A 1592-nucleotide genomic window follows, 5' to 3' on the forward strand; every position below is an offset into this window, starting at 1 on the left:
GCTCGAGTGAGGTGCGCATTTTACATCGTTTGCTTTCGATGTCAACCCTGTTTTTAAACTTTTTATTTGTCTGAAAACTTGGTTTTGCACTTGTTGCTGAGTTGACTTTGTTTTTCTCGAAGCCCCCTCAGAACGTGGAGCGCATTATAGATACCTCTTGTAAAAGATCAACACTTAAATTGGATTTTTTTGCTTTTTAAGCCACTTTTGATGTTAACCGCTCATTTCTACATCATTTCTATTGGCTCAATGCATCTTTCGACTAGTTTTTTCACATTTTATTGTTCAATTTGTTACAAATGAGTAAACTATGTACAGCCTCCAACACCATAATAAACAATAGAAAGGTAGGTATATGAAAGTTGGCTTTATCCAATGCGCGGTTATTAGCGCTATTTTTGCAATTGCAGGTTACTTGTTATTTTCTTCTGCTAGTTTAAACGTCCACGTTCCACTAACCGTATCAGCAGCTCTGCTGATAAGCGGGATCGTTACTCCTTGGCTAGCGTCTCTTATTCAAAGTCCATCTTCCTCAGATGCCAGAGCACACTCTAATGAAGGAGCAGTAGAAACCCTTTATGTAGGTAACTTGCCTTATAGAGCAAACGAAAATGCAGTGAAAGAATACTTCAGTAGCTATATTGAAGTGCAATCTGTTCGTTTGATGAAGGATAGAAAGACGGGAAAACGAAAAGGTTACGGTTTTATCGAAGTAGTGACAGACGATTTGAATAGCGTTATTGATAAGACGAACGACTCAATCTTTCAAGAACGCACGTTAAAGGTTCGACCAGCGAAAGATAAAGTCGATCACGAATAGCCTTCACTCGCATGTAAAAAAGCCCGGTAAGCATTTTGCTCCGGGCTTTTTCATATGGGGGAAGGTTTACGACTCGCCCGCTTCTGCAGATTGCGGTAGTCCGTCTAATAAGGTCTGATTAAAAGAGCGAAATCTATTAATAGCTGATATCAAGTCAGGCACCTGCACATCTTTCATTTCATTTATTAGACCAGATATTAAAGCATTATAGTCATCGCTACTTGCCAGCTTATTTTCTGCATTAGCAAACGTATCCATCATCTTTTCTAGATACTGGGCTACTGGGCTTACCACATTACCGTATTTAGCGTTATCGCTATTGTCCTCATTGTAATGCTGAATGTTCTCATATGTCTTCAATACTTCAGTTTGTGTAGTTCTATTTAGCTGCAATGCGTAACCAACTAGCTCTTTATCATCAAAACCTAAATCAAGCGCCTCTTCAAAGGCCTTGTCTATGTCTCCGCTGTAGAAGGTGTCAGCTAGATCCTGAACTTGTCCAACCAAATCAGCAATAGATTCCAGCTCATCTTCATCTAACTCACCTTTTAATGAGAAACTGATACCGCTACGCTCATAATATTGGTAAGACGCCTGCTGAGAGTAGGACGCTGAAACACTGCTTTCACCTTGCTCACCAGATTGTTCTTGTGATGTCTGAGCTTGAAAGTTAAGTTGCTGAGAAGCCTGAAACGAACGAAGACTTTCGAAACTAAAGCTCACCTCATCGCCGTCTTTAGTTCTAATCAGCAAGCTACCATTTTTTTCATCA

2 protein-coding genes are annotated in these 1592 nt (G+C 39.9%); one reads left to right on the forward strand and one right to left on the reverse strand.

What is annotated here, in order from left to right:
• Positions 1–355 precede the first annotated feature (355 nt).
• On the forward strand, positions 356–820 hold the full coding sequence (locus tag KL866_RS09220; RefSeq protein WP_025254087.1) for an RNA-binding protein: 465 nt from the start codon (positions 356–358) through the stop codon (positions 818–820).
• A gap of 66 nt (positions 821–886) precedes the next feature.
• On the opposite strand, the gene KL866_RS09225 is transcribed toward KL866_RS09220, so the two are convergent.
• Positions 887–1592, reverse strand: a 706-nt coding sequence (locus KL866_RS09225) for a DUF4367 domain-containing protein (RefSeq protein WP_214994760.1), incomplete at its 5' end; no start/stop codon positions are given.

Origin of the sequence: Alteromonas sp. ALT199 (assembly GCF_018619335.1) — a bacterium.
Classification (GTDB): domain Bacteria; phylum Pseudomonadota; class Gammaproteobacteria; order Enterobacterales; family Alteromonadaceae; genus Alteromonas.

Excerpts from the sequence above, each read along its gene's own strand:
- KL866_RS09220 (WP_025254087.1), top strand. The coding sequence starts at position 356 with ATGAAAGTTGGCTTTATCCAATGCGCGGTTATTAGCGCTATTTTTGCA.